General features: G+C 42.3%; 20 protein-coding genes and 1 pseudogene. 1 reads left to right on the top strand and 20 read right to left on the bottom strand.

What is annotated here, in order from left to right:
• Positions 1–17 precede the first annotated feature (17 nt).
• The 19 genes and pseudogenes from BUF11_RS00925 to BUF11_RS00835 form a co-directional block, all read right to left on the bottom strand.
• The gene (locus tag BUF11_RS00925; protein WP_073586935.1) at positions 18–1,001 is read right to left on the bottom strand and encodes a PLP-dependent cysteine synthase family protein; all 984 of its coding nucleotides are present in this window, start codon (positions 999–1,001) and stop codon (positions 18–20) included.
• Positions 1,002–1,039: 38 nt separating this feature from the next.
• Positions 1,040–2,326 carry a nitrogenase component 1 gene (locus BUF11_RS00920; RefSeq protein ID WP_073586934.1) on the bottom strand — a complete coding sequence of 429 codons (1,287 nt, stop codon included), beginning with the start codon at positions 2,324–2,326 and terminating at the stop codon, positions 1,040–1,042.
• Positions 2,327–2,390: 64 nt separating this feature from the next.
• Positions 2,391–3,836: pseudogene (locus BUF11_RS00915) on the bottom strand (nitrogenase component 1).
• 36 nt (positions 3,837–3,872) lie between these two features.
• Positions 3,873–4,985 carry a histidinol-phosphate transaminase gene (gene hisC, locus BUF11_RS00910; RefSeq protein WP_073586933.1) on the bottom strand — a complete coding sequence of 371 codons (1,113 nt, stop codon included), beginning with the start codon at positions 4,983–4,985 and terminating at the stop codon, positions 3,873–3,875.
• Positions 4,986–6,095 (bottom strand): iron-containing alcohol dehydrogenase family protein, encoded by a 1,110-nt coding sequence (locus tag BUF11_RS00905; RefSeq protein WP_073586932.1) that lies wholly within the window; start codon positions 6,093–6,095, stop codon positions 4,986–4,988. It lies immediately after the preceding gene.
• 34 nt (positions 6,096–6,129) lie between these two features.
• A complete protein-coding gene (locus tag BUF11_RS00900) occupies positions 6,130–6,897 on the bottom strand; it encodes an ABC transporter ATP-binding protein (RefSeq protein ID WP_073586931.1) in 768 nt (255 codons plus the stop codon).
• 15 nt (positions 6,898–6,912) lie between these two features.
• Positions 6,913–7,686, bottom strand: a complete 774-nt coding sequence (locus tag BUF11_RS00895; RefSeq protein ID WP_073586930.1) for an ABC transporter permease subunit — start codon at positions 7,684–7,686, stop codon at positions 6,913–6,915.
• 21 nt (positions 7,687–7,707) lie between these two features.
• Positions 7,708–8,742, bottom strand: a complete 1,035-nt coding sequence (locus tag BUF11_RS00890) for an ABC transporter substrate-binding protein (RefSeq protein WP_073586929.1) — start codon at positions 8,740–8,742, stop codon at positions 7,708–7,710.
• Positions 8,743–8,795: 53 nt separating this feature from the next.
• On the bottom strand, positions 8,796–9,149 hold the full coding sequence (locus BUF11_RS00885) for a NifB/NifX family molybdenum-iron cluster-binding protein (protein WP_073586928.1): 354 nt from the start codon (positions 9,147–9,149) through the stop codon (positions 8,796–8,798).
• A gap of 148 nt (positions 9,150–9,297) precedes the next feature.
• Positions 9,298–10,167, bottom strand: coding sequence for a radical SAM protein (locus BUF11_RS00880; RefSeq protein WP_073587844.1), 870 nt, complete (start codon positions 10,165–10,167; stop codon positions 9,298–9,300).
• A 113-nt stretch (positions 10,168–10,280) separates the two neighbouring features.
• The gene (locus tag BUF11_RS00875) at positions 10,281–11,588 is read right to left on the bottom strand and encodes a nitrogenase component 1 (protein WP_073586927.1); all 1,308 of its coding nucleotides are present in this window, start codon (positions 11,586–11,588) and stop codon (positions 10,281–10,283) included.
• Between the two features lie 19 nt (positions 11,589–11,607).
• Positions 11,608–13,071 (bottom strand): nitrogenase component 1, encoded by a 1,464-nt coding sequence (locus BUF11_RS00870; protein WP_073586926.1) that lies wholly within the window; start codon positions 13,069–13,071, stop codon positions 11,608–11,610.
• 19 nt (positions 13,072–13,090) lie between these two features.
• Positions 13,091–13,969, bottom strand: a complete 879-nt coding sequence (gene nifH, locus BUF11_RS00865) for a nitrogenase iron protein (protein ID WP_073586925.1) — start codon at positions 13,967–13,969, stop codon at positions 13,091–13,093.
• A 264-nt stretch (positions 13,970–14,233) separates the two neighbouring features.
• Positions 14,234–16,204, bottom strand: coding sequence for a ribosomal protection-like ABC-F family protein (gene abc-f / locus BUF11_RS00860; protein WP_073586924.1), 1,971 nt, complete (start codon positions 16,202–16,204; stop codon positions 14,234–14,236).
• A gap of 339 nt (positions 16,205–16,543) precedes the next feature.
• Positions 16,544–17,104 (bottom strand): hemerythrin domain-containing protein, encoded by a 561-nt coding sequence (locus BUF11_RS00855; RefSeq protein WP_073586923.1) that lies wholly within the window; start codon positions 17,102–17,104, stop codon positions 16,544–16,546.
• 29 nt (positions 17,105–17,133) lie between these two features.
• Positions 17,134–17,742: a hypothetical protein gene (locus BUF11_RS00850; RefSeq protein ID WP_073586922.1), complete on the bottom strand. Its 609-nt coding sequence runs from the start codon at positions 17,740–17,742 to the stop codon at positions 17,134–17,136.
• Between the two features lie 116 nt (positions 17,743–17,858).
• On the bottom strand, positions 17,859–19,721 hold the full coding sequence (hcp, locus tag BUF11_RS00845) for a hydroxylamine reductase (RefSeq protein WP_073586921.1): 1,863 nt from the start codon (positions 19,719–19,721) through the stop codon (positions 17,859–17,861).
• 127 nt (positions 19,722–19,848) lie between these two features.
• The gene (locus BUF11_RS00840) at positions 19,849–21,333 is read right to left on the bottom strand and encodes a diguanylate cyclase domain-containing protein (RefSeq protein WP_073586920.1); all 1,485 of its coding nucleotides are present in this window, start codon (positions 21,331–21,333) and stop codon (positions 19,849–19,851) included.
• Positions 21,334–21,608: 275 nt separating this feature from the next.
• Entirely contained in the window at positions 21,609–23,621 is a 2,013-nt protein-coding gene (locus BUF11_RS00835) for an LTA synthase family protein (RefSeq protein WP_073586919.1), read from the bottom strand.
• A 225-nt stretch (positions 23,622–23,846) separates the two neighbouring features.
• Here BUF11_RS00835 and BUF11_RS00830 point away from each other — a divergent pair, with 225 nt between their 5' ends.
• The gene (locus BUF11_RS00830; RefSeq protein ID WP_073586918.1) at positions 23,847–24,566 is read left to right on the top strand and encodes a DUF554 domain-containing protein; all 720 of its coding nucleotides are present in this window, start codon (positions 23,847–23,849) and stop codon (positions 24,564–24,566) included.
• A gap of 2 nt (positions 24,567–24,568) precedes the next feature.
• On the opposite strand, the gene BUF11_RS00825 is transcribed toward BUF11_RS00830, so the two are convergent.
• On the bottom strand, positions 24,569–25,222 hold the full coding sequence (locus BUF11_RS00825) for a response regulator (protein ID WP_073586917.1): 654 nt from the start codon (positions 25,220–25,222) through the stop codon (positions 24,569–24,571).
• Between the last annotated feature and the right edge of the window lies 1 nt (position 25,223).

Below are 25,223 nucleotides of genomic sequence, written 5' to 3'. Positions count from 1 at the left end.
GTCAATATAAAAAGTAATTATTCAAAAAGATTCATAGAAAGATAGCGAAGTCCTGTATCCGGCAATACCGCAACGATTCTCTTCCCCTTATTTTCCGGCTTTTTAGCAAGCTCGGTTGCCACATGAATTGCCGCGCCCGAAGAGGTTCCTATCAAAATCCCATCCGATTTTGCTACCGCTCTGGCTGCCTCATAGGCCTGTTGCGTCTCTATCTCAAAGGCTTCATCATAGATATTAAGATTCATGGTGCTTGGAACCCTCTCACCGGGAACTCCAAAGAAAGGATGAACTCCCGTGATTTCTTCCGGCGTAGGATTGGCTTCACTGGGAAGAGAGTCCGGTCCCGGCTGGATTGCGATAATCTTAAGGTCAGGATTCTTAGCCTTTAAGTAAGCTCCTGTTCCGGATATTGTCCCGCCGGTTCCCACTGTAGCGACCAGAATATCTACTTTACCTCCGGTATCCTCCCAGATTTCCGGCCCCGTGGTCGCTTTATGTATCTCCGGGTTAGCTGTATTGGCAATCTGGTTCACGAAAAAGATGTCTTTCTCTTTGGAAAGCACCTTATCCTCCAATTCCTTAATTGCAGCTACAAAATCCCCGTTGGTCTCCTTTAAAACCTCTGCTAATACCGGTTCTTCCGTAAGCTTGATAGTTTCCCCTCCAAAAGCCCGGATTACCTTAAAACGCTCTTCACTGACCTGATCCTGGATATAAACACGGAATTTATAGCCCTTGACTGCTGCTATTGCGGCAAGGCCGATTCCGGTATTACCACTGGTCGTTTCAACAATGGTATAACCTGGCTTTAGTAATCCTTTACGCTCTGCATCCTCCACCATGGCAAGAGCAATTCTGTCTTTCACGCTCTGATTCGGGTTGTAATATTCCAGTTTTACAACAATTTCCGCTTCCAGATTGTTCTGCTTTTCATAATTTGTCAATTCGAGCAGCGGCGTGCGGCCTACCAGCTCAGATATGGACTTTTTAATTCCGCTCATAATTTCCTCCCATCTTCTGATAAAAGCATCTCTAACATTTATAAATTGTCATAGAGATCCTCAATAAAGGTAAGGCTTCCCCTGTAGCCGGCGTAGGTACGGTTAAAAATAAGCCGGTCTGTAACCGGAAAGGATATAACACTGCACTGGATATCTTTCACCAAAGCAATCTCCCTCTCATTGGTGCTTCCAAGCAGCAGGGTTATCTCCCCATGCTTCTTAAGCTCCTCCGTTATCTTATACTGATCGGATTCAAATACTACTTCCGGAGGTTTCGCGTATTCCAGCTCCTTTAGCTGTCTGATAATGCGCTCCTTATCTTCTGTCCTGAATACCGGGTCCGTAATGATAGTAACGGTAGGCGTAAAACTGTAATCATTCGCCAGATATCTGGTCACCCCAATTGCTGTATTAGAGTCACCTACTACCGCAAACTTCTTCCAGCTCAATGCACCGATAGCTGTCTCCAGATAGCTGTAGATATAATCCTCCTCTTCGGCAATGATATCTTCCACCAGCTCTCTGTCAAGCTTTAGTGCTTCCCCGACCTCTCTTACAAAGGCAGAGGTGTCTGTTGCGCCAAAGGGGATTCCCGGAATGCGAAGGGCAGGTACACCAAATCTTTCTTCATATTCTGCCGCCGCACTTTTTAACAGCCAGGGATTAACGATAATATTCAAGGCAGCAGCAGAGGAAGTGCGGATTGCCTCAATTCCCTGATGTTCTGTAAAGAAAGTGTTTACCTTAAGCCCAAGCTTTTTTAGAATCCTGGTCAATTCTTCAAGATTACCTGACCAGAAGGGATCATGATAGGGCATGACACCAAAAAGGTTCACCAGATTCGGCTGTTTCGGAATATCCTCCTCTACAAGGTAGGTCAGAAAGGTTTTAAAAGCTGCTTCATAGCCTAAATAGCTGTCACCTGCAAAACCCGGAGTCTCTATTGGGTATACTCTGATCCCTTTCTCGGCAAATTCCGAAGTAACACTTTTGATATCATCACCGATAATTCCGGCTGTACAGCCGGTTAGTACAAAATAAGCATCCGCGTCTATAATCTCCACAGCCCCCTCTATGGTACTGCGAAGCTTATCCACTCCTCCGAACACCACTTCCCTCTCTAACATATTAGAAGAAGGCAAGGATACTCCCGATAGGAAATGGGGCTGCTTTCCGCCTGACTGCCCGGCTTCTCCGGCAGTGGTCTGCATACAGCAGCCGGGTCCTGAATGAAAAATCGGACATAGTTTATCTACTGCGCTTAGTACCGCACTGATTCCGCCAAGAACACACGTACCACGAGGACTTTCTACTACAACTGACATTTATAACCTCCATTCCGCCGCCTGCCCGCGGCACATATTCCTCCATTCCAAACTCCCATAGACACTACTCCAAAGGTTTTATGAATTTGAAGGGATCTGATTCATACCAGGATTTTTTATAGGGAAGTCTGGCATGAGCTGCAAGCTTCTTATTAAAACCGGGATTTTCAATCTGGTCAGCAATCTTATTCCCCAGATATAAAATACCGTCATAGCCCATAGTAGGCCGCTTCATATCCAGTACATGGGTCGTCGGTATGCCAAGTCTTGCCGACCAGGAAGGTACTCCGATAAAAACATCCGGTTTCAGGCGGTTTACGATATTTACCTGTTCAAAGGGCTGCATATTGGCAATATCAATAATATAATCCTTATGGATTTCATTCAGATAGTCAATGTCTATCTGTGCGTCATCATCATAGGTAGGCGTTTCCAGCCCCACCAACTCCATTCCAAAATCGTCAATTAAAGCAGCGGCAGCAAAGGAACGGCCGGTTCCGCCGCAGATAAAGACCCTCTTGCCCTGGAGCCTTTCCTTAATTTTTTCAATTTGCGGAAGAACTCTTTCATGTTCCTTTTTGATATATTCCTCTGCCTCGGCCTCTTTTCCAAACAAAGCAGCAACTCCCCTGAACCATTTATCCGTGTTGCGGACACCGATAGGCATTACCGTGTGGGAAAAGGGGATGTCATAGTCTTCTTCCAGCTCCTTCATAAATTCATCTGCAAATACTTTACAGATGGAAGTAGAAGCTTCTGCAGAGGGTATTCTTTTGATTTTCTCCAGGGAACTGTAAAAAGGGATATAGTTACAGGCAAGGCCAAGAAGTCCCAGCATTCTTTCAATTTCCAACTGATCCTTATAGCTTATGGAAACCGGAGCAAAGAGATTGATTAGTCCCTTCTGCTTCTGGGGCTTCTCTCCTTTTAAGATGTACTATGAAATTGCCAAAAATGCCGCATCAAAACCGGAGGCACATATTTTGGATTTGAAGCCATCACAATGTACGGGAATTATCAACGCTTCACTCTCTTCCTGCAAATCCCTTGCCACAGCATCAATATCATCACCGATAATACCGGAAGCACAGGAGGTAAATATGAATATTATCTTCGGCTGATATCTTTCCCGGGCTAATTTTACAGCTTCCCTAAGTTTCGCTTCACCACCAAGGATGACATCCTTCTGATCCAGATTGGTAACAATGATTCTTGCACTTTTTATATAATGGACGCCTCTGTGTGCCTGGCCGACGCGGTACATATCGCTTGCCATACTGGTACAGCCGACACAGCCCTGGGGTGAATGCGCAACAAATACAGCATCGTCTAAAGACATCAGGGCTGCCATGCTGTTTATCTGCTGACATTGCAGTCCCTGGCTGAAGGTACGGTCTGCTGCTTTCAAACAGCGTTTCCCAAACTCGGAAGATAACTCCCTGCTGTTACCGCCGCAATCATTATAGGTATAAGGGCGGCTTTCTCTGATACCTGAATAAGTTTTACTCATAAAGACTCCTTTCGTGAAAGGACTTCTATCATTCCTTCATGCCTGCCGCCTTAAAATTTCCTTTAAGGTTTCCAGGACCAATTCATTCTCTTCTCTGGTTCCTATGGATATCCGAACCCAGGTGGGCAGGCCAAACTCCTTACCGGACCGTATAAGAATGCCCTTCTTATAGTACTCTCCGGTAACGGTATCACCATCCAAACCTGTATTAAAAAGAATAAAATTACAATTGGACGGGACGAATTCAAGTCCCAGTTCTGTTAAGGTTTTATAATAAAGTTTTAGCCCCTCTTTGTTACTTTGAAGCACATACCGGTAGAATTCCCGGTCCTCTAAGCTGGCTGCTGCCGCGGTCTGGGCCAGGGCATTGGTATTAATCGGCAGACGTACTTTATTAAGCTGCAAGACTACCTGCTTTGAGGCGATACCATACCCGATACGAAAGGATGCAAGACCATAGGCCTTAGAGAAAGTACGAAGCAGGATAACATTCTGATAACTCTTAAGCAGACTGACGGAATCCGGATAGCCCTCTTCCATGACATAATCTACATAAGCTTCATCCAGAACCAGGATAATACCAGAGGGCAGTTCCTGTAAGAATTCTCTTAATTCCTTCTCCGTAAGAATGGTTCCGGTAGGATTGTTCGGATTGCAGATCCATATGATTTTTGTCCTGTCCGTTATATTTTCCCTTATAATCTCTAGATCCACTTTGTGGTTCTTTAAAGGCAGACTCACTACCTTCGCTCCCATCTGCCAGGTAACATTTTTATACCAGCCAAAAGAAGGTTCCGCTATAATGGATTCATCCCCCTCTTCCAGATAAGTCTGGGCTATGATGGAAATAAGCTCAAAGGAACCGTTTCCGAATATCAGCTGTTCCTCTTCAACCCCGTGAAGCTTTGAGAGCTTTTCGCGAAGGATGGTACAATTCATGTCAGGATAATAAGACAAGCCCTCCAGGGATAACCTGATTGCTTCCTTTACCTTGGGAGAGTATCCGTTGGTATTTTCATTCCCTGCCAGCTTAATGATTCTGTCTATACCAAGCTCCCGCTTTACCGATTCGATGGTCTTGGCTGTTATATAATTATTTATCTGCTCCAGCGCTTTTCTGGGTGCAGCTTCTTTTTGCCCGGTACTCACTCAAAACACCTCCACAGGATTGCTAAGAACTCTTCTTACCAGTGCATCTGCCCTAAAGGCGGCATCGACAATTTCTTCCGCTGTCTTTCCGATACCCAGTTTCGTATAACCGGGAAATTCTTTTAATACCCGCTCTGCCACTATGCTAAGGTCTTCTTTCGCATTCTCCCTGACTCCGATATCTTCCAGCGTTAATGCCAGATGAAAGCGGTCAAACTCCCTGATGGTTTCGATAATATAATCTTCCTGCTTCTTTTCAAGCACCAGCTGAATCAGCAAGCCTAAGGCCACTTTTTCCCCATGAAGACGGAAACGGGTGCCGGAGAGTCTGGTGGAGGCATGGTAGAAGGGATGTGCAAACCCGCCGTAAAATTCGTCTTCCGTAAAGCTGCCTACAAAACCTGCCAGATAAATGATGGCATCTACCACAGCAACAGACTCCTTTGTAATAATATTCTTCTGCCCATCCTCTACAACCTTTCTGCCGTGTCTTACTAAAAGGTCAAAGGCAAGCTTCGCTCCGTTTACTGCAATATTGAGAGTGATATTATCTTCTGCTATATCAAGGTTTGGCACTGTCTCATACCATTTAGCCAGTGTATCTACAATGCCGGCATAAGTATATCTGGCCGGTGCCGTTATTATAATCCTGGTATCTGCAAGAATTAGTCTGGGGGAATTCTCATTAAGAGAGGAGGTCACAAAGTCTCCCTCTTCATTGTAAAGAATGGATACCGCTGCCCAGGCTGCACAAGTGGCTGCAATAGTCGGTATGGCGATAACAGGAAGTTTCGTTTTATTACCTACTGCCTTTGCCGTATCGTTAACCTTTCCTCCCCCGATACCGATGATAAGATTTACCTTTTCCTCCTCTGCCTGCCTGCTGTAATCTTCAATTGCTGCCAAAGTGGGGAAACCCGTAAATTCTTTTATGATGTATTCGATATTATTTTCTTCAAGGCTTTTATAAAATGCTTCGCCTACTGCCTTAAGGGGTGTCTTGCTTCCGATAATCAGTGCTTTATTGCCATATTTTTTTATGTATTTCCCGGCCTTTTCTATCACATCCGGCTGACTGACGTATTCCAGAGGTGTCTTTATGGAAAGCATACCTGTGCTCCTTTCTTTTAGGTCCTATACTCTGTTATATTGCGTAATCCTCACGGCGGACTTCTGCCGCCTTCTCATCCAGCTTCATTATTTTATCTAAAATATAGTGCTCGAAATAATTGGAGTCATTGTCCTTCTGGCGGGGCCTTGGAAGGCTTATTTTCATATCCAGGGTTATCTCTTTATCTTCCATCAATATAACTCTGTTAGCCAGTTTGACCGCTTCACTCACATCATGGGTAACTAAAATCCCCGTAAATCCCTGCTCTAACCAGAGCTTTTCAATCAACTCCTGCATATCCAGCCTGGTAAAGGCATCTAATGCCCCCAAGGGTTCATCCAGCAGAAGAACATTCGGCCTTCCTGCCAGAGCCCTGGCTAAGGATACCCTTTGCTTTTGTCCGCCGGAAAGTACTTTCGGCCATTCATGCTTCTTATTGATTAGCCCTACTCTTTCCAGTGACTGTGCTGCTGTTGCTTCGTTTTTATCCGGCGTGCCGATGATTACATTTGCTATTACACTTTTCCATGGGAGCAGCCTTGCCTCCTGAAATAAGAACCTAACCTGGCTGTTGACTCCCGTTACTTCCTTTTCATTGACCAGGATAGTGCCCTCTGTCGGTACATCAAGCCCTGCTATCATCCGCAGTAAGGTACTCTTTCCGCAGCCGCTGTGACCTACGATAGCAACGAATTCTCCCGACTCAATGGTCAGGCTGACATCCTCTAAGACCTCACACTGCCCGAATCTTTTCTTCACATTTTTTAATTCAATTTTATATCCGTTCGCATTTTCACTCATATCCGCACATCCCCTTTAAACAGCACGCCATTTTAATAACCTTCTCTCCAATGCTGAAGCTATGACATCGGAAAGTTTACCTAACAGGGCATAAATGATAATACTAAGAACGACTTTATCCATCTGCATCAATTCCCTTGCCGTCATCGCCATGTAACCAATTCCTGCGTCGGCGGCAATTGTTTCGGCGGCGATTAATACCAGCCACATAATGCCAAGAGATAACCTGACTCCGACCAATACAGAAGATAACGCTCCCGGAAGGATTATATTGGTGAATAAGGATATTCCCCTTAACCCATACACCTTCCCCATTTCAATCAATCCCTTGTCGATATTCTTAATTCCATGATAGGTATTAATATAAAGAGGAAAGAACACACCAAAGGCTACCATAATGATTTTTACTTTCTCTCCTATTCCAAACCATACAATAAACAATGAAATAAGTGCCAGAACCGGTATATTCCTTAACATTTGAAGGGTTGTATTAAGCGCTACATCCGAGATTCTCCACAGGCCGTTAATTAATCCTAAGAGAAAGCCTATCCCTCCTCCTATCAGAAAGCCGATAACAGCTCTTCTGGCACTGACTGCCGTATATTCAAGGAGCTGGCCGTTTTCAAGCATGGTTACTGCCCGGTTTAATACCTTTATTGGAGACGGAAAAATTGTATTTGAGTGTCCACTACTGGTAGCAACATACCACGCAATGATTAAAAGCAGGGGTAAAAGCCATTGAAGAAATATTTCATATTGCTTTTTCCCTTGTTTACGCTTTAATTTCATAATCTCCTCTTTCCTGTCTTATCATTTTTTTAATGCTTCAAGAGCACTCTGGTACGCTTTCGTCAAAGAATCATCATAGAAGGTGCTCACATCCACTTTCTTCTCTAAAAGTCCCACTTCATAAAAAGCATCTGCTACATTCTGCTCCGATTTTTTAATCTCATCAGAGATAACAACCGTCTTCGTATCCCTCTGCTCATACCCCTTCTTAAGGACATCAAGTGCATCCTCAACGGTCTGTCCTGTAGGGTCAGCCGAAATCTTTGCCCATTTATCCAAGTGTCCCTTCTGCCATTCATAGGCTAACTGAAGCCTTGCCAGATAATCAGCAATGGCAGCCCTTTTTGCATTATCACCTAAAGCCTTTACCGATGCTTCATAGGGGAAATTGCCGGACAAGATATCCTGTGCTGATGCAAGAGTTGTTGCTCCGCTGTTCTTTGCTGCGTTTATGGAATTGCCATAGCTTGCGAAAGCATCTAAGTTGCCTCCAAGAAGTGCGGTCACACCATCTGCCGTTGAGATTTCAACGGCATCGATATCCGTCCATTTAAGGCCTGCCTCCTTAAGCATTTCATAAAGAAAGTACTGTGCTGTTGTTGACTTGATATACCCAACCTTCTTGCCTTTTAATTCTGCAACGCTCTTGATACCTGTGTTGGGGGGAAGAATCAATTCCTGAAGCAGTGTATTGCTGTTATTGACGGCGATAATCTTGAAATTCCCTTCATTTTCAGCTAAGGATGCAAAAATCGGAGGAATTTCACTAGTCGTAGTAAAATCAATCTGGTCTGCCGCCATTGCTTCCAGTCCCAGATTTCCGCCCTGAAACACAGTGTACTCCACCTTGTAAGGCGTATCATCAAGTCCTGCTACTTTTAAAATCTCTCCCTGCAGGTTCCAGCCGGTAGCCCCAACGCGAAGGGTTACAGAGCTTAAATCTGTTGCATCCTTTGTATCCGCTTCTGTAGATGTTTTCTCTTTGCACGCCGATAAAGCAAATACCAATACCAGTAACAAAGCCAGCATGCTGCTTATTCTTCTCTTCATCTTCATTCTCCGATCTCCTGTTTATTAGCCCTCTGTCTTAAGAGGCTGATTCTCTGGTTTCATTTTTGGTTCAGTTTCATTTCCGACTGATAATGAATCAGCTTTTTTACCGCTTCGTCAACATAATGAGCGATTGCAAAAGCCGTAACTCCTCTTTTACTAAGGGCATATTCAGCCCCCGGACCAATCTGGCTTACTAATACATATTTACAGTCGGATAACAGCTCCACATTTCGCGCCAGGGCATCCTCATCATGGCTGCCTCCCTGACAGGCAGCCAATGTTTCCCTTGTCTCAAGGTAATGGTATTCACCGGAATCCTCCACCCCGATAATATAAAACTTCTCCGTTCTTCCGAAATGCTGGTTGATTACCTTGCCATCCGTACTGGCAACTGCTATTTTGTAGGACATATAATATCCATGCCTTTCCTGTACCTGCAGACTTTGGGCCGCAGGCACAAATTTGCGTTTGAAAAACTTGATTTTTCAAACTAACTCCTTTTGCGGATATCAAATCTTTGGCCGTCTTGTACTGCATCCTGCTAATTCAGTACAGTGTTCAGCCATGAGAAAAGGTATCCTTATGGGCAATCCGATTCAGATAAATCTGGTCTCCAAAATCCTTTTCCCCCGGTATACCAATGGCATCAGCCCTGCATCTTTGACAATGTCTAAAGACATCAATATATTTTGCGGCCTTTCCTCTGGCCGTTTCAATCTGCATACAGTTAGGCGCTTCGCATTCCGACAGCTCATGCTGGGGAATCAACGGTATCAGATTGTAAATGGAAGCTCCTGCTTCGCTGACAGTCCTTGCTATCTCTTCAATGTGAAGGTCATTAATCCCCGGCACAAGCACCGTGTTCACTTTAATCGTAATTCCTGCCTCCGAGACTTTTTGTATTCCGGCTAACTGATTCCTGATAAGAATCGCAGCTGCTTCTTCCCCCTCATAATGCTTGCCGTGATAGATAATTGCTGAATTTAACCTGGTCAGGATGGCAGGATCTACTGCATTGACTGTTACCGTTAAAGAATCAATTCCAACCTCAATAATTTCTTCTGCCCTTTCCTCCAGCAATAATCCATTGGTGCTCATACACTTGATGATATCCGGAAAGGCCTCTTTTATGAGTCGAAAGGTATTAAGCGCATAATCTGTTGCCAGGGTGTCCCCCGGACCTGCAATACCAACAACCGTAATCTCTGGACATAATTCAAGGGATTTCCTTACGACCTCCAAGGCCTCATCCGGTTTAATTACCACAGAGGTAACACCCGGCCGTTGTTCATAATCATTAATTTTTCTGTCGCAGAATTTACATTGTATATTACACCCGGGGCTCACCGGCAGATGGATTCTGCCTTTATTCGCCTTGTGCCCCGCAAAGCATGGATGAGAATTCTTAAGGTTCTCGTAATTATTCATATTTATATTTTCTTTCACCCTTTCCTATTTATGCGCTGTTTCCATGCATCGAAACTTGTGGCTGTAACTGCCGGCGGCAATAATTCCCGGATACTTTCCGAATATCTGCCGTCTTAGTTAAAGCGGGTAAATGCCACAGAATAAATGTCTTCCAGGAGTTTCAGGCCGCCCCCGTAACCGGTATAGCTGCTGTTAATAACTAGCCTCTCAATTAATGGATAGGATATATTCACAAAATGTGCATTGGTCTTTCTGGCAATGCTTTTCTCCCAATTGCTTCCGATAATAAGAGGGTAGCCGTTAAAGTCGGCTTCTTCTATCTCTTTATGTATCTGATGCCCGTCACTTGAAAAAGTGACTTCTGCTTCAATTCCGTAGTTTAATTCTTTAAAGTATTTCTTAATATCCTCTCTGTACTCTTCGGGAGCATCATCCGTAATATACTGCCTGGATGGAAATAATCCCAAATCGTTTACCAAAAACTTTGTCACTGCCAAGGTATAGCTGGCATCGGAAACTACTACAAACCGTTTTGACATAACACGTGTCTCAAGAAAAACATCTGCATAACGTTCGATATAATAGTAATATTCTTCTTCCTTTTTCAGGATAAACGCCTCTGCCTTTTCTCTTTCTTTTGTGTCAAAGTCTGCATAATCCGCCACCGCCCGGAGGAATTTGGAGGTCTCATAAGCACCAATAGGAAGTACCGGATAGTGCAGATAGGGTGTTCCGAATTTCTCTTTCAGTAATTGCACGCTCTCAAGCCCCACCCAGGGTGACACCAGCAGATTAAACTGCGCCTCCGGAATCTTATTGATATTTTCAATTCCCCTCCCAAAGCCAAAGATGGTATTAGGAATAAGCCCCAGCCGTTCAATCAGATTCTCTAATTCCCGCAGATTGCCCAGCCAGAAGGGGTCGTGCATGGGAAGTCCCGCCCAGATATTTACGAGGCCTTTTTGAACCGGTTTCTTTTCCGTAAGATATTGGTCAAAAATAGCCTTTAATACCCAGTCATGCCCACGGTAGTTATTTCCCTTAAAGCCGGCCGTAGAGGCAAAGATTACTGGTTTTTCACTGTTTTTGAACCGGCCTGCCACATCCTCTACATTGTCTCCGACGATTTCCGGAGTACAGCCGGTAAGTACCACATAAAGATCCGCATCAATAATCTTAAGGGAATTCTCAATGGTCTCATATAACTTTTCATCTCCGCCAAAGATTACTTCTTTTTCGCTGATACTGGTACAAGGAAATATATGAGGTGAAAAAAAGCCTGAACTTCCGACACTTCCTCCTAACTTTTCACCGCATCCGGGACCGGAATGCAGGATCGGCAGTGCTCTTGTAATTGCCTGAACGGTCTGCATCGCCGCCAGTGCACATTTATATCTCGGTTGATTTAATATTTTAGCCATTTGCTCTTTCCTCCCAATCTTAGACACTTTCCTTTAAGAATGCATTATTATTCTGCTTATACCACCAATCGGTATAGGGAAGTTTCACTCTGGCTGCCAGATTCTTCTCAAAGCTTCTGTTCCTTACGGTATCCAGTACGGATTTGGCAAAATTCAGAGTACCTTTGTAACCGAAGATAAAGTATTCATCCGCAACATAAAGTGCTGCCACTCCCTGTTTAATTGCCCATACCGTAGTTCCCGGATGTCTTGAGAAATAGATATCCGGTTTGTATTCATTTAAGATATTAAGCACTTCAAAGTTCTGCTGGTCCGCCACACTTAGCTTGATATTGACAGGTGAAGTTTTCTTTAAATGATCCAGTGCCGGTGGAACTGCTTCATTATCGTATTTACCGTCATAATGCCAGGCCGCTGCCCATACTACTTCCATTCCAAGTTCCTGCAGCACTCTGGATACTTCATATGTATATCCGGGTCCCATACCGATAACAGCCCTAAGACCCTTTAATTCTTTCTTTAATTCTTCAATCTGTGGAAGATAGATTGCTCTCTCTCTTTCGATGTAGTTCTCAATCTTATCGGATTTTCCGATCACCCTGCCGATTTCCCTTAGCCAGGTCTCATAACCGGTAATACCAAGAGGATTTATCGTGCGGATATAGGGCACTCCATACAGCTCTTCCAGGGCATTCCCAAGGTAAGTTCCCAGAGTACCGCAGATACAGACGGTGGCAAGGGATTCCGAGATATGCTCCAGTTCTTCTACGGTAGCATTCTGATACAGGAACTGGACCTTGACGTCAAATTCTTCAAAAAGCTCTGTAATCTGCTGTCTCTCACTCTCAAAAAAGTTCTTAAAATTGATAACATCCCGTTTTTCTTTCGGAGGCTTTACAATGGATTGCAGCACTGCATGGTCGGAAATGTCAAAGCCTGATGCCCATATCCTGGACTTAAAACCTTCGCAGTGAACAGCAACTACAGGAACAGGTATTTCCTCTTTGATCTCCTCAACGATACTGTCCACATCCTCACCAATGATTCCGGTAACACAGGAGGTAGCCACAAAAATGGCTTTTGGTTGATAGGTCCGATAAGTTTTTAACACAATCTCCCGCAAGGTGTCAGTAGCTCCAAATACCGTATCCTTCTCATTCATATCCGTTCCCAGGAATACTGTATCATTGGTTACACCTATCTTTGCTGCGAGCTGGTTATTTAATACCACAGAGCCGGGAGCCGTTGCCGTACAGCCTGCCGGAGCATGGTTGATAACCGCAACATCCCGGATGCCTGAAAGCTGGCCAAGGGCACAAGAAGACAAACAGGTGCTTGACTGGCTGAAACAACGCTCTTTGTTCTTAAGCGAACCGCAGTGGGATTGCTCTACGATATCATATAAGTCTCCTTCATAACCGGTAATGGACCCCAAACGGTTTTCTCTGGTGCCAACAGTGGATACCTTAAGATTAATTGCCATGGAATTGCCTCCTTTTCTATTATAAGTTGCCAGCTTGCTCTGTCCTTATGGTTCCCGTTTCCATGGCTAAGAGATAATCCCCCCATTTGGCAGCCCATTCTCTCAATTCGCTGACTTCAAGAGGAGCCGGAGTCTTTGACTCCGTATGGTTTGCTATTTTTTTTGCAAGGGAGCGGTACACATCAGCCTGGGCTGTATTGGGTGCTGCTTCAATGGTCGTTTTTCCCTGCAATTCACTTTGGGTAACAGTTACAGAACGGGGAACATATTCAATTACCTGGGTTTTTGTCTGTGCTACGAAATCATCTATAATGTCTTTTGCATAAGGTGCATTGATAGAGTTGGCAATAACACCGCCAAGTAAAGCTCCTCCCGATTTTGAGTATTTGTGGATTCCTTTGAACAGGTTATTGGAAGCGTATACAGACATAAAGTCTGCAGAAGATACGGTAAATACGTGCTCGGCAATACCCTCTCTGATTGGTACTGCAAACCCGCCGCAGACAACGTCTCCCAGTACATCATAAATTACAAAGTCCAAATCCAGTTCTTCGAAAACTTTCTGCTGCTTGAATAATTCAACGGCAGTAATAATACCTCTTCCGGCACATCCGACACCTGGAGCGGGGCCTCCGGCTTCTACGCAATAGATTCCATTGAATCCTTGAAAAATTACTTCATTGGCCTTTACTGAATTTTTTTCTCTCAACGTATCCAGTACGGTTGGTATGTATTTACCATTGCGGAGTGTATTGGTGGAGTCACTTTTCGGATCGCAGCCAAACTGCATTACCTTATAGCCCATTTCTGATAGTGCCGCGGACAGATTGGATGTGGTCGTTGATTTACCAATGCCTCCTTTGCCGTAGATTGCAATTTGTGTCGTTTTTTTCGCCATAATCCTTACCCTTCCTATTCTTTTTTCATTAACTGATTTGCAACTCGTGATCGGATTTGCTTATTTAGAGCTTTCCTTTCAAACATACTATTCATATATGTTTAATAATGTTTTCCATATAATATACTATCTTCTTTTAAATGTCAACTATCAAATTTAAAAATTTATAATATTAAAAATAAATGGGATACCGGCAACTTATTTTTTTAGTTGCCCGGTATCCCATTATCTTTCCTATAATCCCTGTCTTGCCGGCATTCATTTTCAGTTGTTGGCTTTCAGCCATTCTTCCATACAGCAGTCCAACCGGGAAGATAATTCTTCCTGCTTACAGTATAGATCATTTAATTCTTCCGGCTGGATTTTTGAAGAATTCATACGCCCGGATATGATTTCTATCTCATTTTCCAGCTCTTCAATCGTACGCTCAAGCTTTTCTATCTCACTTTTTCCTGTCTCTTTCCCTATTTTCATTTCGTTTCTTTTAGTATTTATTCCGTTACTTTTTCTATTATTTTCTTTCTTACTGCTTTCTTTTCTGTCATTTTCATTCACCTTTTTGGAGGAAGCGTCCCTCTTTTCCAGCTCCGCCTTATAGTCATCATAATTTCCGGCATAACTTTTAAGCTTTCTCTCCTCCAGAGCTACTATTCTGTCAGCAGTTTTATTGATAAAGTACCTGTCGTGGGAGATATAAAACACAGTTCCTTTAAAGGCCTCCAGCGTATTTTCGATATTCTCGATAGAAGAGGTATCCAGATGATTGGTGGGTTCATCCAGTATCAGAAGATTTGCCTTATGAAATATAAGCTTAGCAAGCATTAGGCGTACTCTTTCTCCCCCTGAAAGATACTTTACCTTCTTATATACCGTACTTCCAAAGAACAAAAATTTTGAGAGATATTCTCTGGCGGCTCCTTCCAGAATGGAAATATCCTCTCTGAAACATTCAACTACTGTCAGTTCTTCGTTTGAAAAGGTAAGCTGCTGGGGAAGGTAAGCTGCCTTTACACTGCTGCCAAACTCGATAATGCCATCATCCGGTGTTTCTTCTCCTAAAAGCATCCTTAAGAAAGTCGTTTTACCGCTGCCGTTTTGCCCGATAAGAGCAGCTCTTTCTCCGTAACAGACCTGCATCTGCGCATCCTCAAAGAGTATTTTCTCTCCGTATGCTTTTTTTAGCCCCTTTGCTTTGATTACAATATTTCCCGATCTATTGGCCTCTGAAAAGCTTAGTTTCATGCTTTTCTTAGAATTTGGCCTTTCTATCCGTTGGATTTTCTCGAGCTTATTCTGGATACTGGCAGCTCTCTTGTAAAATTTGTTATTTCCGCTTTTATCTGCCCATTCCCTCAATTGCTTGACGGAATTCTCCATGGCCCCTATTTTCTTTTGCTGTTCCTTATAATTTTCCTGCCACAGTCTTATGTTTTCTTCCTTTATACGGACATAATCCGTATAATTTCCCTGATAGGTCTCACTTTCCATGTCTTCTATCTCAACAATCTTCGTTACGGTATGGTCCAGAAAATATCTGTCATGGGATACAATAATTACTGTTCCCTTATAGTTTCTTACATACTCTTCTAACCATTCCACGGATTCCATATCAAGATGGTTCGTTGGTTCATCCAAAAGCAGGATATCCGGACTGTCCATTAAGAGCTTTCCAAGGGCCGCTGTGGTTTTCTCCCCGCCGCTTAATATGTTAAAATCCTTCTTTAAGAATTCTTCGCTGAATTTAAGACCCTTGCATATTCTGTTTAATTTTTCCGTAACTTCATAACCGCCTTTGCTTTCATACAGTTTAAGGCAATTATCGTATTTCCTTAATATCCGCTCAAGCTCTGTTCCTTGTGCCTGCTGCATTTCGGCCTCAAGGCTTCTAAGCTCTGCCTCTATGCCATATACCTCCTCAAAAGCAAGGTTTAGTACATCAATAACCTTAACTCCTGCTTCATAATCCGGTATCTGGTTAAGGTAAGCACAGGTTGCATCCTTAGGCATCACCACCCATCCCTCATCAAAGCCCGGAGGTACGGGAGCATAGGGATATCCGGCACAATGATTCAGGGTTAATATCCCCGCAATTAATTTAAGAATTGTAGTCTTACCGCTGCCATTCTCCCCAATGATTCCTGCCCTTTCTCCTTCATTTACCATAAAATTAATATTTTTTAATACCAGGGTAGAATCCAAATATTTTTTTACACCGTTTACAAATAAGTCCTTCACAATCTTTTTTCATTCCTTTCATCTGTTTTAATACTGTAAATGGATCCATGAAAAAAATGAACAAAAAAACTGCAGAAAGAATCCTCCTTCTACAGTGCTGCATTACTATTTCAAAAGTATGCCCTTTTAAGTGCTTTCTTCATAACGAATCCATTACAGGTTCCCTATTAAATTGATTCATAGATGCGCTTATCAGGTCTCATACCTTACCGCTCCTTCCGTTTTGTATTACCTCTACAGCAATATCTTATCAGTATTCCGGTTATTTTAATACCTCAAGAATTTTTTTAATAATTCTTGACACAGGATAAGATATCCTCTGGGCTTACACGAAAGGTCTTATCCGTTGTACTTACCGGTAAGGTCTTTTAATAATCCAAGACAATACTCTTGTACTCCCTGTCCCTTTGCTTCTTCTTCAAAGGCTTTCACCCTTTCATCAACAGAGGCAAGGATTTCAGAGGTCAGGCTTTTTTCCGCATAAGGATAAATTACTTCGTTTTCTTTTCCGATATGCCTTTTTAACAGATTGGCATAGCCGGAAGCTCCTGCAATAATACCGAGTTTATGAATGGTTTTCGGCTCTTTTTTGTAAAGGTTTATGGATTCCTCCAGGTCGGACATATGCAAACGTCCAAGGTCATGCTCCACCAGCATACCGTGCTGGATCAGATTCGTTCCGATTTTTCCAAGATGCTTCGTCATTTCCGCAAATAATACCTGCTCTTCCTTGCCATGATGGTGCTTGTCAGCGTAGTTTCTGGCAAAGTATATCATCTTCTCAAAGTCATCTGTATCAACCTCATCACCCTCTATGATACGGCAGCAGGCATTTTCTACCGCTCCGATAAACTTAAGGATATTCTCGTGTTCCATCACCATTAATTCCACACTGTACATATGCATACCTCCTTGACCTGTTTTTATCCTTATTGTCTTACAATTTCAAAAATACTGTCTTCTTTTACATTGAATGTAAGTCTTGTCCCTCTTAACATTCCTTCTATTATTGCCTTTCTTAGCTCATAATAAACACTGACGGATTCTCCAACCTGTTCCCAGTATCCGGCGTGAACACAGGCAGTCTGCTGCCAGCTGGTGTAAGCCTCTCCCTGTTCCAGCACTTCATTTACTCCGTCACAGGGCATACCATCAATCAGGCTGTCACAGATAGCCTTGAATGCTTCTTCGGTATCTGCCTCTTCTGAAATGGGGTGTTTTTCTCCGAATTCATAGGCTATCCGGATAATATCTTCTTTGCGTTTTGGGTCTGCTTTCAGCAAAACGGCTGCTGCCAGGCTTAGTCTTCCTTCCGTAACAGAGATTCTGCCTTGAAGCCATCCATGTATATTATTATAATCTATCACATCCTCCAGAGGCTTATTTTCTATCGTTCCATAGGCTTCTGAAAGCTTATCTTCTAATTTATCATCCCAGTTATCAGCACCGGATGCTTTTATAATATCTTGTATTAATTCTTCCTGTAATATTACTTTATTAAATACCCAGTAATGGATTGGTCCTAAAAATGCACTCATATGTTTCTCCTTTTCATGGACACCTGGGACTGCCATATCTTACAATAAATACAGAATACGGGAGTCCCTGAATTTCCATGGTTTTTAGCAAGTAGGGAAGGTGAAGGGAGCAGGAATTACTTTGTTAACTGGCTGTTTAACTTTACAATAACTTCGTTTACATCAATACCGTGAACTGCACAGGCATCCTCTAAGGATTCCATCTGGGAAGAAGGGCAGCCCAAGCAGTGCATACCAATCTCTAACAGGGCAGGAGCAAGGTTTGAATCAATGCGGAGAATATCACCAATTAACATATCCTTTGTGATGATGCCTTCTTCTGCTGTTGCAGCTGCCTCATCTTCTTTGCCAAAGAATAACTCCATATCATCTTCTACTGTTCCGATTCCTGCAATACCAAAGTTTTCCACTAAAACTTTTGCTACATTAGGGGAAAGAAAGGCAGGAAGTGTGGGTCCTAAATGGATGTTCTTTACACCCAGGTACAGTAAAGCTAATAATACGATAACAGCCTTCTGCTCATACCATGCGATATTATAGACAATAGGCAGGTCATTAATATCGTCCAAGCCGAATACTTCCTTAAGCTTAAGTGCAATAATCGCAAGAGAGTAGGAATCGTTACACTGTCCGGCATCCAGAACTCTTGGAATACCACCGATATCACCAAGGTCAAGCTTGTTATATTTATACTTTGCACAGCCCGCTGTCAATATAACCGCATCTTTGGGAAGTGCTTTTGCAAAATCTGTGTAGTAGTTTCTGGACTTTGCTCTTCCGTCACAGCCAGCCATAACAACAAATTTCTTAATAGCTCCGGAGTTAACGGCGCCAACTACGGCGTCAGCAAGGGCAAGTACCTGATTGTGGGCAAAGCCTCCAACGATTTCACCAGTTTCAATTTCGGTAGGAGAAGCACATTTCTTCGCATGTTCAATGATTTCAGAGAAATCCTTCTCTTCTCCGATTTCACCGGGGATGTGCTTGCAGCCCGGGAAGCCTGCTGCTCCTGTGGTGTAAAGTCTGTCTTTATAACTGTCCTTTGGAGGAACGATACAGTTAGTTGTCATTAAGACAGGCCCATTAAAGCTTTCGAATTCTTCTTTCTGCTTCCACCATGCATTACCGTAGTTGCCGGTAAAATGGGTGTATTTCTTAAATGCAGGATAATAGTGGGCAGGAAGCATTTCAGAGTGGGTATATACGTCAACACCGGTTCCCTCTGTCTGCTTTAAAAGCATTTCAATGTCACGTAAATCATGTCCTGATATAAGGATTCCGGGGCGTTTTCCTACGCCGATGTTTACCTTTGTGATTTCCGGATTGCCATAGGCTGTGGTATTGGCTTTGTCAAGAAGTGCCATTCCATTTACACCGTATTTACCGGTTTCTAAGGTAAGTGCAACAAGTTCTTCTGCTCCAAGGCTGTCATCTAAAGTCTTTGCCAGTGCCTTCTGTAAGAAAGCATCCACCTCTTCATCATCGTTAAGAAGTGCATTGGCATGCTTGCCGTAAGCGGAAAGGCCCTTTAATCCGTAAGTGATAAGTTCTCTTAAAGATCTGATATCTTCATTTTCAGTAGAAAGAACGCCTACTTTAGCTGCCTTGGCCCCAAATTCCTCTCTGCCTGCTTCCCAAAGGGCTGCTTCACTAAGATTATTCTGATCACCTAACTGTTCTAACAGTTCTTTTTTTGCATCTATAGTTGTAACTATACGGGAAACAATCGCTTCCTCGTCAAAATTAGCATTGGTTATCGTAGTAAATAAGTTTAAGGTTATCAAGTGGTTAATTTCAGGACTGACTTTCTTTCCTTCCTCACGAAGTCTTGTAGTCACTTCGGAAATCCCCTTGGATACATAAACTAACAAATCCTGCATTGCCGCTACTTCCGGGCTCTTACCGCATACCCCTGCCTGTGTACATCCGCTGCAGCCTGCTGTTTCCTGACATTGATAACAAAACATCTTGTTCTCCATTCTTATATCCTCCTGTTATTTGTGTTTATTAGGCGTTTTACCTGTTGATTTCATCTCGCCCTGATGTACCTATCATAGCAGGAGTGCATAAAAAAATCCGTAACATATGTTACGGATTTAAAAAATTTTATGAAGTACTGTTTTCGTTATTTTCAATGATCTTTATAATAAAATCATTCTTCTCGTTATTTTTAACCTGATATAGGATATTATCTGCAATATCAAATAAATTCTCCAGCCGGTCTGATTTTTTAGGAATACAGCAGCATATCCCTAAGGATATCGTAAGTTCTCCCCTGATAGGAGCCGTCTTGTTGGGGATATGGCTTTTAGCAATGCTTTTAATAATCTTCTTAGCTACTTTATCAGCCACTTCATAGGTGCCATTCGGTATAATCAGTACGAACTCGTCACCGCCATAACGATAGACATTCCCGTATCCATCAAGACAATTATCCAGAATATTACCTACCTGCTTTAAGGCCGTGTCTCCGCGGAGATGCCCGTAATTATCATTTAATTCCTTAAAATGATCCACATCCAATATGCCTACGGCAAGCATAGTTCCTGTTTTATACGCCAGCTCTACCTCTTTGCCCCCATACTTTTGCATGGCATACCGGTTTTTAAGTCCTGTAACATCATCCTTCTCCAGTCTGATCCTTGCTGCCCTTACATCATCTTCAGCCTGCTGGAGCTCAAGCTTTGCATTTAAAGCCATGATTTTATCCTGGTTAATATGTTTCTTTAGGGCCAGATACAGCTGGGTGTGGCGGATGCACATTCTCTTGTACTCCTTCGCCATTCCTCTGCTGGAATAGTAATCCAGCCAGAATTCAACTGCCTGCAGCATTACTGTCCGTGATTTTACTACTCTGGAGAGCTGGTCGAACTCCTCAATGCATTGCCTCCATAAATCATATTCCTCCAATGCTTTCAGTATTTCCGTAAAGCTTATGATGTCCTGCATGTAGTCATTTAGCGGTTCAAGCTTTAATCTGGCATATTCCATCATAATCTGGAGATTTTCTCTTGTATATTCCTCTGCCCCTCTGGCAAGATAGCATTTTGAAAGTCCGCACATAATGGTAAAACTGTAGGTGTTGTCATTCGTTCTCTCCGACAAATCCATGGCTGTCTTTAAATTGTCTTCTGCTTCCTGCAATCTTCCAAGTCTAAGATAGGCACTCCCCAGATTCAGCCTGTTTACAATCGTCCACTTTTCATATAATTCAGAGAGTCCTTCTCCATTTTCCTCCAAACTCTCTAATGCTTTCAGAAAAAAGTCAAGGGCCTTGGCAGTATCCCCAAGCTCCATATATCTGGTACCAATGTTACAGTAAAAGAGGTGCTCTATATTTTTCACATGATGCTTACGGCAATATTCTAATCCGGAAAGATAGCAGTCGACTGCCATCGTTTCATTGTCCATAGCGGCATAAATAACTCCCTGAAGATTTTGGCATCTGGCACATTTAAAGTACTCTCCCAATTCCTCATAGCCAATAATTGCTTCCGTACAGCTCTTAATGGCTTCATCCAAATGGTGTAAATCTAATTCCTTCAAGCTTTTTTCAAATAATTTGTCAATCTCTTCTTTTGTACCTTTCATATTGACCTCTTTCTAAGAATCCAACATAATTAAATTTAAAAGCCGCTCTTTTCCATTAAATTATTACATAAATTATAAATATTCTTGTAGAAACTTACAACACTTTTTTGATAATTCTGTAATTAATCGGCTTATAGTATAATATATAAATATATTCTCTTCTTATTAATACTAATATAACAATTGATAGGACGCCATTACCAATAATGCGTTAATTAAGCGAAAGGAGCCCAGACTTACGGTATAATCCGAAAGACCAGAGCTCCTTTGCCCTCTTACTCATATTTAAAAGCCTTACTCTTTCCCAAAACTGTCTTTTCCCCTGCAAGCTGTTCCACATAAACCTGTTTGCCTTCCAACTGCCTATATGGTATTTTCAGCAAGGTATCATTTATAAATTCTGTTTTGCAACGTTTCCCATCTGCAATCACTGTACTGCATTCGGTAAATCCGCTTCCTTTTATGAGAAGATTATCCCCGTCTCTGGTAATCTCTTTGACTTCCGGCTGATAGATTCCCATACTCATATCCGTTTTCTTATTGGGATTCTCCTGATTAAATACATACTTCTTACCATACAGTAAATCATACTGTAAAAGCTTTAAATTTTCTCTATAATTCGCATCCTCAAAGCACCTTTGGTGAAACTTTGCCAGAATACCGTCTTCCATTCCAAGCCTGTTAAATACATAAGCACCTAACTGGTAGGCAGAAAGATCATATCTGGTCTTTTCCATGGGAAAATTACTCCAGATAACATACTCTGTAGAATGCCTGTCATTGGTTATGTCCTCCTGTTTCAGAGAAAGAGGGGGCAAATGGTCTCCGTAAAATACTACTACCGTAGGTTCTTCATATTTTGATAAGCTTTCCGTCAGCTCCCCGATAAAACGATCTGTTTCATTCAGCTCGTTGACGTAATATTCTATGGCATTGACGTAACCAGAAAGTGACTTATACAAATTATCCGGATAGGCAATATTCCCGGATGAGGGTGTTACCTTTATTTTCGCATCATCCTGCTCTTTATCCAGGTAAATTCCATGGGACTGGACGGTTATGGTATAAATATAATCCCTCTCTGCATCAGAGTTTAATGCCTTTAGGATTTCACCGGTCAATACCTCATCCTTTGGCCAGCCAATCTTATTATAGATCAATCCATTCATATATTCGCAGGAATCAAAGTAATCAAAGCCCAGCATTGGAAACACATCATTCCTGTTATAAAAAGTCGCCGTATTGTTATGAATCACAAAACTGCGGTATCCGTTCCTGTCAAGATTATAGGGGATGCTTTCACAGGTTTTTGAACGCAAAACAGTTCTGTAAGGATATTCCCCTGTTCCAAAGAACTCCATACTCATTCCGGTCATTACTTCAAATTCCGTATTTACCGTACCGGCTCCATAAACAGGAACCTTCAGGAAACCGGAAGGACAATTTTCCTTAAGCTTTGTGAAATTCGGAGCAGGATTTTCAGAAAATGTATAATTTTTAAAATAGCTCACATCAAAGAAGGATTCCAGCTGTACCATTATGATATTGGGCTTTTCTGCCTTCGCTGTACTTCCGGTATAGAGCTTATCCGTTTCATTCTCTATCTGGTCTAAGACTTCTTCCATCCGCTTTTTTGAATAGTCCTTAGGTCTGTCGATACCCCTCTCAAAAATGCTGTTGGTAAAGCAATAGGCAAAGCCATATTCCAGGTAGGCATCCCGCAGATTGTCGAACTCTTTTTGCAGCATATTTTCCTTTGTTACTGTATGGAACAACAGGATAAACAGGAAAGAAGCAAGAACCAGCAAAGAAACAGGAGCAATCACCAGGCGTTTTGATTTCTTAAGCTTTCTCCATAATATAAACAGGAAAGCAACTCCTGCTAACAGTAAAAGTCCAATAAAAATAAGCCCGATTGTATTAAAGTACACCGGCAAGGTCTTAATCAGTCCGGATGCCTGATATAAATCCATAGCTGAAATCGGTGTAAGCCTAAAGCATTGTACTACCCGGTTTACAATACCCAGTACCAGCCAGATTCCGGTAAAGGTCAAAAAGAAAAACTTTCTTCTTGCTGTCAGCAGGGAAATGGATAAGGTTATCAATATAACCGCAAAATTAAGAAAGAACAAAAGGGGCTTCTGTTTAAAGAACAGCAATGCCTGATAAAGTGATGCACGGCTTAAACTCTCAATAACAACGGTAAGAAGCAGAGCTGTCAATATGGTACCTGCTAAAGGATATACAATATTCTGATAAATTTTCTTATTTTTATGATTGATTTTCATTTCACACTAGTGCCTGTTCTCTGTTATTTTATTCCTTACTCTCATAGGTTCATTCGTATAATTATTAATTGCAACTGACTAGCAAATTATACTCGCATTCCTCATTTTGTCAAGTCCTTCAAATTGAAAAATTTGTATTTTTTATTTTCTTTCTTTTTCATCTATGATACAATGAATTTTACGTGGAAAATGTAATTTAAAGTATGAACAACATAGGAGACCGGCATGAAAGGCTTAGGGACAATAGTCAATTTTTTAGCTGTTATATTAGGGAGTGGTCTGGGACTTATTATAAAGAATGGTTTGAAACAAAGATTCCATGATATTCTGATTCAGGCATGCGGTCTTGCCACCCTGTTTATCGGACTTAGCGGCGCTATGGCAGGTCTTATGAAATTATCAGATAAAGGAGCCTTTGAAACTTCTAATACCATGCTTCTGGTATTTTCCCTGGTAATTGGCGGTCTCATAGGAGAGGCTCTAAATCTTGAAATCCGTATGGAGAATTTAGGAGATAAACTTAAAAGGCTTCTGAAAGACAACAACGATACACAATTCGTCGAGGGTTTTGTTACTGCAACATTGGTTATCTGCGTTGGCGCTATGGCTATTGTAGGATCGATTGAGGATGGACTGACAGGAGATGCTACCATGCTTTTTGCAAAATCAATGCTGGATTTTATTATTGTTATGGTATTTGCTTCTTCCCTTGGAATCGGTGTCATGTTTTCCTCTATTCCACTTTTAGTTTATCAGGGAGCAATTACCCTTAGCGCGGCACTTATCTCTCATTATATGGATGACAGGCTGATTTCCTACTTATCCTGTATAGGTTCCGTCCTTATTTTTGGTGTAGGGATAAACCTCATATTCGGGAAGAAGCTTAAAGTCGGCAATCTTCTTCCTGCTATTATCATTCCGGTTGTTTACAGTATTTTCTTTTAGGCTCACCGTTTTCCCGTCAGGTAATAAACCGCCAGCTGGGTTCTGTGGGATATTCCTTCTTTATCCAGAATATTGCTGATATAGTTCTTCACTGTGCCTTCGGACAAAAACAATTCTTCCGCAATTTCCTTATTGGATAAACCTTTCGCTATAGCTCTTATAATATCCATTTCCCTGTCCGTATACAATTCACTGGGAAAGCCCTTCGCCTCCGGTACCACATTATTATCTTCTCTGGCAAGCTTCGTAAGAATACTTTCCTCCATAACTCCGGCACCGTTATGTATTGATTTTATCATCTGCTTTAACTGGTCCGGGGTATGGTTCTTTATCAGATAACCCTTGGCACCGTTCTTTATTGCCTGCCGAACCAGATCGTAGTCATCAAAGGTCGTAAGGATAAGTACCTTTGCCAGCCCTTCTTCTACAATGACTCCGGTAGCCTCAATCCCATCCATGATCGGCATTTGTATGTCCATAAGAACTACATCCGAAGGATTCTTTCTGGCTGCTTCTACCGCTTCTTTGCCGTTTGCAGCGCAGCCTGTAACCTCGAATTCCTCATCCACACTTAGTATGATTCTCATTCCGTCCCGTACAAAATCACTGTCGTCTGCTATAATGACCCGTATCCTGTCAGCCATATCAATAACCATG

Origin of the sequence: Anaerocolumna xylanovorans DSM 12503 (assembly GCF_900143645.1) — a bacterium.
GTDB classification, from domain to species: Bacteria; Bacillota; Clostridia; order Lachnospirales; family Lachnospiraceae; genus Anaerocolumna; species Anaerocolumna xylanovorans.
Note: the sequence above shows the minus strand (reverse complement) of the source record. Positions and strands in the feature narration are given on the sequence as shown.

Coding starts and splice junctions, on each gene's coding strand:
- BUF11_RS00920 (WP_073586934.1), bottom strand. CDS start 2,326: ATGTCAGTTGTAGTAGAAAGTCCTCGTGGTACGTGTGTTCTTGGCGGA.
- BUF11_RS00880 (WP_073587844.1), bottom strand. CDS start 10,167: ATGAATAATTACGAGAACCTTAAGAATTCTCATCCATGCTTTGCGGGG.
- nifH (WP_073586925.1), bottom strand. CDS start 13,969: ATGGCGAAAAAAACGACACAAATTGCAATCTACGGCAAAGGAGGCATT.
- BUF11_RS00850 (WP_073586922.1), bottom strand. CDS start 17,742: ATGAGTGCATTTTTAGGACCAATCCATTACTGGGTATTTAATAAAGTA.
- BUF11_RS00925 (WP_073586935.1), bottom strand. CDS start 1,001: ATGAGCGGAATTAAAAAGTCCATATCTGAGCTGGTAGGCCGCACGCCG.
- BUF11_RS00900 (WP_073586931.1), bottom strand. CDS start 6,897: ATGAGTGAAAATGCGAACGGATATAAAATTGAATTAAAAAATGTGAAG.
- BUF11_RS00830 (WP_073586918.1), top strand. CDS start 23,847: ATGAAAGGCTTAGGGACAATAGTCAATTTTTTAGCTGTTATATTAGGG.
- BUF11_RS00890 (WP_073586929.1), bottom strand. CDS start 8,742: ATGAAGATGAAGAGAAGAATAAGCAGCATGCTGGCTTTGTTACTGGTA.
- BUF11_RS00885 (WP_073586928.1), bottom strand. CDS start 9,149: ATGTCCTACAAAATAGCAGTTGCCAGTACGGATGGCAAGGTAATCAAC.
- BUF11_RS00905 (WP_073586932.1), bottom strand. CDS start 6,095: ATGCTTTCCATAAAGACACCTCTGGAATACGTCAGTCAGCCGGATGTG.
- hcp (WP_073586921.1), bottom strand. CDS start 19,721: ATGGAGAACAAGATGTTTTGTTATCAATGTCAGGAAACAGCAGGCTGC.
- BUF11_RS00825 (WP_073586917.1), bottom strand. CDS start 25,222: ATGGTTATTGATATGGCTGACAGGATACGGGTCATTATAGCAGACGAC.
- BUF11_RS00855 (WP_073586923.1), bottom strand. CDS start 17,104: ATGTACAGTGTGGAATTAATGGTGATGGAACACGAGAATATCCTTAAG.
- BUF11_RS00835 (WP_073586919.1), bottom strand. CDS start 23,621: ATGAAAATCAATCATAAAAATAAGAAAATTTATCAGAATATTGTATAT.
- BUF11_RS00870 (WP_073586926.1), bottom strand. CDS start 13,071: ATGGCAATTAATCTTAAGGTATCCACTGTTGGCACCAGAGAAAACCGT.
- BUF11_RS00895 (WP_073586930.1), bottom strand. CDS start 7,686: ATGAAATTAAAGCGTAAACAAGGGAAAAAGCAATATGAAATATTTCTT.
- BUF11_RS00840 (WP_073586920.1), bottom strand. CDS start 21,333: ATGAAAGGTACAAAAGAAGAGATTGACAAATTATTTGAAAAAAGCTTG.
- BUF11_RS00875 (WP_073586927.1), bottom strand. CDS start 11,588: ATGGCTAAAATATTAAATCAACCGAGATATAAATGTGCACTGGCGGCG.